Source organism: Acetobacterium sp. UBA5834 (genome assembly GCF_002435675.1).
Lineage (GTDB): Bacteria > Bacillota > Clostridia > Eubacteriales > Eubacteriaceae > Acetobacterium > Acetobacterium wieringae.
Map to the genome: position 1 here is coordinate 48976 of NZ_DJGY01000007.1, position 8389 is coordinate 57364.

Sequence of the window (8389 nt, forward strand, 5' to 3'; positions counted from 1 at the left end):
TCTTTCATCAAGTTTTAAATAATTTTGACCCCGTCGTCAGCGACTGCCATCAATCCGACCGATTTAACTGGAAACCCTCAATATCGTTTGCCAGACGACTGCATGGCTACTGCCATTAATTGACCAATGGCAAAACAACCCAGCCTTCCATTTGTTATTACCAGACATTCTAGTTTATACCCAAATATTTTTGTCTGACACAAGGTAATTCCAAAGATCGTCTTGACACGGTTGACCATCTCCCATTATGTTCCAATGGCCGCCAATAATTCCGCTTAATTTTTATTTATAGGTGAATATTTTTAATTCATTTGGGTAGGCATCTAATAGGATTAAGATTCACACCCGAAAGGAGAACCAATGAAACTAATCATTCACGACTTAAACCAAAGTGAAGCTGATCGTTTATTCGGACATCATCCTGACGACGCAATCTTAATTGGAAAAGATCAGGAAATTCACCAATGTGTTGGCTGTTTTGGCTGCTGGGTTGAAACACCGGGATTCTGCAAAATAAAAGATGACTTTTGCGATATTGGAAAACGGATGGCCCAAAGCGACGAGGTCGAAATCGTTAGTCGCTGCCTTTATGGGGGGTTCAGCCCCTTTGTTAAGAACGTCCTGGACCGCACCCTGCCTTACCATCAACCCTACCTCACAATCAGAGATGGCGAAATGCATCAGAAAGACCGATATAAAAATCATGTGAATCTAACCGTTCGGTTTTATGGTGACGATATCACCCTGCCGGAGAAAACCACGGCAGAAAGATTTGTGGAGTATACCGGGGTCGACCTCGATGCCCAATCCCATACTGTTAGCTTTTACAAAAATCTCGAAGAAATGGAGGCCGCACGACAATGAAAATTGGATTAATCAACGGTAGTCCCAAAGCTATCGGTAGTACCTCGGAAGTGCTGCTTGACGAACTGAAAGGACTGATCCCTGACGATCATGATCTGGTCCGTGTTGGGATGCATCATGCCATGCTGAGTGCTACCCAGTTGGAAGACATTGCCAGTTGTGATGTCCTGGTTTTTGCCCTGCCGATGTATATGGGCGGAATCCCCTCACATATGCTTCACTGCCTAATGCAATTGGAAAAAGCCCTGGTTGAATCGCCGCATCCCATAACTGTTTACGCCATCGTCAACAATGGCCACTATGAAGGGATTCAAAACGAAACAACCATCGCCATGATCAAAAACTGGACCAACCGGGCCCATCTAAAATGGGGTCAGGGCATCGGTATCGGAACTGGTCTAATGATCGCCCTGGCAAAAGATGTCCCGATGGGACATGGAACGAAAAAAAATCTGGCCCATCCTTACAGCACCTTTGTCAATAATCTGCTGGATCGGCAATCCGGCGATAACCTCTATGTCAACCCCACCTACCCCCGTTTCGCCTTATTGCAGGGAGCCAATCACGACTGGACCAAACAAGGCAAGGCCCACGGCTTGCGCAAAAAAGACTTAACCCTGGCACCTTAAAACAACAACGACCTCCACGTCTGTGGAGGTCTCTTTATGGCTTAATGTATTAAGCTCAGCTGCTTCTCAAAGTCAGCTGCAGTCATCGGTTCTCCCCAGTAATAGCCCTGAGCCTCATGACAGCCTTTTTCTTTTAGAAAAGCCAGCTGTGCCTGGCTTTCCACACCTTCGGCTACCACCTGAAGCCCCAACTTCTGGGCCAGATGGATCATCACTGAAATAATCGATTCATCCTTGGGATTGATTCCAATGCCCCAGATGAAGGAACCATCGATTTTGATGCGATCCACCGGCAGGTCGTTTAAGCGGTTCAAGGACGAAAACTCGGTACCAAAATCATCAATGCTAATGCCCAACCCCAGTGCCTTAAGCTGGTGGAGGGTCAGAATCACCCCACAAGATTCGGCCATGGCGATGGTCTCGGTGATTTCCAGCTCCAGATATTGCCCGGCCAGGCCGGTTTCGGTCAGGCATTTCTCAACAATAGCAGTCAGATCATTGTCAAATTGCGCCGCCGACAGATTGACCGCTACCGGCAATGGCCTAAATCCCTGCGCCTGCCAGGCTTTGTTTTGGGCGCAGGCAGTCTTAAATACCCATTGGCCAATTTCACTCATCAACCCTTTTTGCTCGGCAATCGGAATAAATACCCCTGGAAGAATCATTCCCAGTTCCGGATGTTGCCACCGTAGCAGAGCCTCATAGCCAACCATCGTTTGGCTGCTTACATCAAATTTGGGCTGATAGTAAAGCGCTAGTTGCTGCCGCTCCAGAGCCCGATGGAGACTGTTGGTCAAGATCATTTTTTCCCGGATACAATTTTTCATCTCCTCAGAACAAAACACTACTTGTCCCTTGCCATTTTTTTTGGCATCATACATGGCCAAATCGGCATGTTTGATCAGTGCCGAAACCGTCTCCCCATCTTCTGGAAAGACAGCGATTCCGCCACTTGCCGAAATATAAAACTCCTGCTCCCCCAGACACACGGGCTCTTTAAAAACTGCCATCAGTTGCCTTGCCACATCAAGCAGCTCATTCTTATGATTCAGCTGTGAAACCATGATCAAAAATTCATCTCCGCCAAACCGGGCCAGAGAATCGCCTTTACGCATATTGTCTGACAACCGTTGGCCGATATGGTTAAGTAGGTGATCGCCCCAGTCATGCCCCATGGTATCATTGACTTCCTTGAATCCGTCAAGATCCACAAAAATAACACCCAGCTGACTACCGTTTGACTTCATAGCAGCCATTGATTTTTCCAGTTGTTCATGAAAAAACACCCGATTGGGTAAACCCGTCAGCGTATCATAATAAGCCCGGCAGTGAATTTCGTTTTCATTCTCAACCTTACCGATGGCATCAGCCAGCGTATTCGCCAAGACGCGCAACAATTCCGGATCCGTCAGCGCTGGCACTTTGGCTTTTCCGATTTTGTCAAAGCCCAGAAAGCCAATGATTGTTTCCCGGCTCTGAATCGGAATAAGTAGCATTGCGGTGATTCCCTGCTGCACCATCATCGCTTTTTCCGGTTGGGCTTCAGCCGGTAGTTCATCGCAGGATCGCAGATAAACCAATTGATTATTAAAAATTGTTTTGGTAAACCAGGGGAACTTAGTCTGCCGGATATCTTCGTTAAGATTCACCGACGGAAAGTAGGGCTCGGCTAGCCACTCATTGGTGCAGCGCAGTTCACCCGAATCCTCGAAAAACCGTCCCACAAAAACCCGGTCGGCATTCATAATTTCACCACTGGTTTTTAATAAATACTGAACTTTTTCGTCAAAGTTACTGGCAGACACCGACACAAATTGAGTCGTGACCTGGGAGATCATCTTTTGAAAACTGATCTGGCGGTTATTCTCGGTCAGTCTGGCAATATAAATGCGATTGGTATAACCCGCCAAGAGAATGGCCACCAGGCAGATAAAAAGTCTGGCCAGATATTCCCGGGTGCCCACATTGACCCATTGATCGGATTTCCATAAGACGATCACCAGACCACTAATAACGGTCACGGTCGCCAACAGTATAAACATTCTCTTTTGTTTAAAAACGATGGTTACTGATAAAAAAATCAGAGGCACTGCCCACACTACATTGGTCAGATAGGTACCGGGGCGAAAAAGTGACAGCGGAATGGCCACCGCCATCAACGCCGTGATCATCCGATCCTGATTGGCAATTGACAGTCCCGAAAAAGGCAGACTGTAAATAAACAGCCCCAGAACCAGATTGATGGTGCTGATCACCATCAAGCGCCATAATTGGACTGGGTAGAAACAAGCATTTCCAAAACTGATCACGCTGATCACCACAAAAATCATCGCTATTGATCGAAACAGGCCCCGATGGGTTTCATCGCTGAGAATTTCACTGAACTTAACTTTTTTGTCTGATTTCTCGGGAACCATCAGTTTATACTTCTTGACATCAAAGGCAAAGGCCGTCACCGGAATCAGTATAATAATCGGTGCCACCGAGGGAATCGGGTAAGCCAGCAGGTTGTTGGCCATCATTTCTGTGAGTGTGCCCATAGCGATCGCAATGGCAAAGGCCAGTAATAGCCAAAATGCCTGTTGTTGTTTTCGGCGGTCTGGGGTGCTCCGGTACCACTGAAACAAAAGTCCCAGCGTCAGCAACGAAAAACTCAGGTAATAAAGATTGTAAAAGATATCCCAGAAATTGTTGACAGGAATATTTCCCCATCCCATTGGGGTTTGAACCAGATTGTACTGGGCATCAGCCAGCTGGGGAAACAGGGCAAAAACTGCAATCGTGATCACTGCTGGCAGATAAATGGCAATTCGAATCTTAAGATTACCCAACCACTGCTGGTGTTCGGTTAAAATCAACATAAAATGGAGCATCACACTAAAGGCAACACCCCACCCCAGGGCCGCAATCCGCCGCCAGATCAGCACACTCTGGACATCACTTAGGGTATTTGAAATGGCAAAGCCAAAGGCCCATACCGCATAGCTCATGCATAACCAGAAAAAAACCTGATTGAGCTGTTCTTTTTTGTTGAGAAACAAACAGAAAAATCCCAGGCAGCTATATAGAATAAATATCAAATAGAATAAAATAGAAATTTGGGTTTGCTGCATTTTATCCCCTTACGCTCTTTTTATGTACTTGCAACCGGTCCTGGCTAGCCGTTTACGCAAATTTTTCTTGCGCCAGCCGCACTTCCTGACAAACGATCCTACTCGCCCCATCGCTTACCGTTAGTTTATCCCGGCAAACTGCCTGGCATAAATTTCTGCTTCAATTGCTGCCGCCGATACCGGCTTGGAGAAATAAAATCCCTGGATTTCATCACATCCCTGTGTCTGAAGAAAAGCCAGCTGTTCGGCTGTTTCCACCCCTTCGGCAGTGACGGCCAAGCCCAATTCACGGGCCAGATCGATCATGACCGTGACCAACACTTCATCCCGGGGCTTCACCCCGATTCCCCAGACAAATTGACGATCAATCTTAATCCGATCAACCGGCAGATTCTTGAGTCGGTTCATCGATGAAAAAGCCGTGCCAAAATCATCAATACTGAGATCCAAGCCCAGCTTTTTTAAGGCTTGCAGTTGCCGGATAACGTACTGGGAGCTTCTCATGGCAACCCCTTCAGTGATTTCCAGTTCCAGATATTGGGGTTTAAGCCCAGTTTCAGCCAGACAATTCTTAATAATCCGCTCCAGATTGGAACTGCGAAACTGCTCCACCGATAAGTTCACCCCCATCCGCACTGGCTTGTAGCCCTGATCCTGCCACAACTTGTTCTGAGCACAGGCGGTTTTCAAAACCCATTCACCGATACCGCTAATGAGTCCACATTGCTCCGCCAGCGGAATAAACACCTCCGGGGAAATCAGTCCCCGCTCAGGATGCTGCCACCGCAACAGCGCTTCAAATCCGTTTATTTCCAGGGTACTGGCACAAATCTGCGGTTGATAATGCAACAACAGCTCTCCTTTTGCCAGCGCCTGATGAAGACTGGTCGTCAGTGTCATCTTTTCCAAAACTGCTGCTTTCATCGTCCCGGAACAGTAGGCAATCCGACCCTTGCCGCTTTTTTTAGCGGCGTACATGGCCAGATCGGCATTTTTTATCAGGGTATGAACCGTTTCACCATCCTGAGGATAAACAGCGATCCCGCCACTACCGGAGAGGTACAGTTCCTGTTCAGCTACCAGCATCGGCCGATGAAAAATCGACATCACCTGCTCAGCCATTCTTTCCAGTTCACTGGGCTTTGAAATCTGCGGAACCATAATCAAAAATTCATCGCCACCAAACCGCCCCACCAGATCAACGTGTCCAAGACAGTCCGTCAGGCGTTTGCCAATCCGGGATAGTAACTGGTCTCCCCAGTCATGGCCCAGGGTATCGTTGATTTCCTTAAAACCATCCAGATCAAAAAATATTACGCCCAAGCTCTTTTGGGTTTTTCGGGCCAGATCGATAGCCTGTTCCAGCCGCCTAAAAAACAACGACCGATTCGGGATACCGGTGAGCGGATCGTAGTAAGCCAAATAATTCATATCATTCTCAGCATCAACTTTGGCAATGGCGTCAGCGAGAATATTAGCCAACAGCTGCAACCAATCCCGATTAATCCCCCTCAGACCCTTGCGGCCATCCAGTACATCAAATCCCAGTAACCCGATAATACGGTGATTACTCTGAATCGGTACCAGAATCCGGGATCGGACTTTTTGCTTTTTAAGCGCCAACTGCTCTGCCTCCGCTTCAGCTGGTAGCCGATCAACACTGGGGATGTAGACGATATCATTTCTTAATATCTGGCTGATACTCCAGGACAGATGTGCTTCGCCTTCATCGTGTTCAATTGAATTCTTCAGCGATCTGATTCCATCTCCCGACCATTCATGGGAATATATAACGATGTTGTCATGACGGGAAAAGCGCCCCAGATAAACCCGATCCGTTCCGGCAAAAAGACCGCTCTGCTCAAGCAGGCGATTGACTTTCTCATCAAAATTATCACGGTTTGTGGTAACAAAATCGGCCGACAGCTTTGCAATCATTTTTTGAAAGGCATCCTGTCGGCTGTTTTCCTTTAGTCGTAACACATAAATCTGAGTAATAATAGCGGTCAGTCCGACGCCAATCATGTAGAACAAGAGCCGGTAACAATAGAGCCGCTGATCCACAAGGATCCCATAATCCGGTAGCAGTAGCCAGAATATCAGTTCCAGTAGCAGTGTTAAGAATCCCAGACCCAAAAATATATTCCGGTTATTGAAAATCACTGTGAGCATCATAAAAAAGATTGGAACCGGCCAGATAATATTGCTAAATTCTGCATTAAAATGCAGCAGCATCACCACAGGCATCATAAACCCCACCATCAAACCTAAGGCATTCTCCTGCGCCGTTGTAAATTTTCACATTATTTCGGACTGGTTTAATCACAATAAAACGGATGAAAAAGAACGGAATAATGTAAAAATTATGAGTTGTTGAAAATAAAACGCCAGTCTTTAATCACATAATCACGCTTTATTTCTCCAGAAAAAAAGGGAAGTAACGCCGTCAGGCGTTAAATCCCAGCTTCCGCAGAAGCGGCAAAAACAATCTCTTCATCGATAAGATCGGTTTGCTTTTGAAAGGCGAGAATCAGACATTGGGTAACCAGATTACCGACTAATCGGGGATAACCGCCAGTGGATGACGAAATGGCTTCATAAGCATTCTCGTTGATCAGATTCCGTGAAACACCGGCATGCTTAAACCGGTGTTTGATATAGTCCCGGACCTCATCCGGTGTCAGCGGCGAGAAATGAAACCGGGTCACCAGTCGCTGATCCAGCGACCGGTTCTGGTTTAAGGCCAGGCGGTTGGCCAGCGTTGGTAAACCAGTGAGAATCAGGATAAAAGGATTACGTTTATCCATGTCAAAGTTAAAAATAATGCTCAGATCGTGAAGAAACTGGGCGGTCGCCGACTGCATCTCATCGAGGATAAAGACCGGCGTGATGCGACGCTTATCATAAAGATCGGTAATGGCGTTCTGAATCTGAAAGAACAGCTCCACTTTGCGAAATTTCGGCTGTTCCCCAAGCGAAAAGGCCAGACCCCGGTAAAAGTCCATGGTTGTTCCGGAAGACATCGGAAAATACATGACCTTATATAATGACGGATTCAAACTGTCGGCAAAGACTCGTAGGGTCGATGTTTTACCAACCCCGGGATCGCCAGTAATCAGACCGAAACCTCTGGTGGTTTTGAGATAATCCAATCGGGCCAGAACTTCCCTGTAAGCTTCCGATTGAAAGAGCATCGATGAATCAATACCCTTGTCAAAGGGCGCCTGCTGGAACCCGAAAAACGATTTATACATGAGGCACACCGCCTAATGCGCTGTAGCTGATGGGATTGTTATTGCGTTTGGCAATGGCATTGTCCGTCATGATGACTTTTTTGCAGGTAAGAATCCGGACACTGTTTTCATAAAGATAGATCTCATCCGGGCATTCATTGGGATAGCGGATATCGACGCTTTTACCAATAAACATCGGCGACGCTTCGAAAAGAGCGTTGTGCAGGGAAATGGTGGCATCCGACTTGACCTTTCTGGTCGTCCGGATCAGAAAGGCTTCATCAATGATCCGGGGATCAGAGAAATGCCTGATCCGGTCACTCCCCCGCATATAAAAGACCATCGGCGCTTCATTGAGACTCGAATGAACCTTATGATGATAATCCCGGGCCAGCCAGGCCTCAAAGCGTTGATTGAGGACCTCAAGATCCAGAAGATCAGCATCCGTCAAAAGTGGATAGAAACGACTGCGGACGGTTTTGAAAAAGCGCTCGATTTTGCCCTTGTTATGTTAAGCTTTACATAACAAAGGTTATGTTAAGCGTTCCGT

General features: G+C 46.9%; 5 protein-coding genes and 1 pseudogene. 2 read left to right on the plus strand and 4 right to left on the minus strand.

Features of this window, described 5'->3' with window-relative positions; genetic code table 11:
- The first annotated feature begins 360 nt into the window (after window positions 1–360).
- Both B3F51_RS01120 and B3F51_RS01125 read left to right on the plus strand, forming a co-directional pair.
- A complete protein-coding gene (locus B3F51_RS01120; RefSeq protein ID WP_148637732.1) occupies window positions 361–864 on the plus strand; it encodes a flavodoxin family protein in 504 nt (167 codons plus the stop codon).
- Window positions 861–1493 (plus strand): NAD(P)H-dependent oxidoreductase, encoded by a 633-nt coding sequence (locus B3F51_RS01125; RefSeq protein WP_148637731.1) that lies wholly within the window; start codon window positions 861–863, stop codon window positions 1491–1493. The genes B3F51_RS01120 and B3F51_RS01125 overlap by 4 nt, the downstream gene beginning before the upstream one ends.
- Window positions 1494–1534: 41 nt before the next feature.
- On the opposite strand, the gene B3F51_RS01130 is transcribed toward B3F51_RS01125, so the two are convergent.
- The 4 genes and pseudogenes from B3F51_RS01130 to B3F51_RS01145 all read right to left on the minus strand — a co-directional run.
- The gene (locus B3F51_RS01130) at window positions 1535–4606 is read right to left on the minus strand and encodes an EAL domain-containing protein (RefSeq protein ID WP_286945001.1); all 3072 of its coding nucleotides are present in this window, start codon (window positions 4604–4606) and stop codon (window positions 1535–1537) included.
- A 120-nt stretch (window positions 4607–4726) separates the two neighbouring features.
- A complete protein-coding gene (locus B3F51_RS01135; RefSeq protein WP_286945003.1) occupies window positions 4727–6868 on the minus strand; it encodes a putative bifunctional diguanylate cyclase/phosphodiesterase in 2142 nt (713 codons plus the stop codon).
- Window positions 6869–7059: 191 nt separating this feature from the next.
- Window positions 7060–7860 (minus strand): ExeA family protein, encoded by an 801-nt coding sequence (locus B3F51_RS01140; RefSeq protein ID WP_070370488.1) that lies wholly within the window; start codon window positions 7858–7860, stop codon window positions 7060–7062.
- A pseudogene (locus B3F51_RS01145) lies at window positions 7853–8347 on the minus strand (Mu transposase C-terminal domain-containing protein); the annotation flags it as partial. The gene B3F51_RS01140 and the pseudogene B3F51_RS01145, both read right to left, overlap by 8 nt.
- Window positions 8348–8389: the final 42 nt, after the last annotated feature.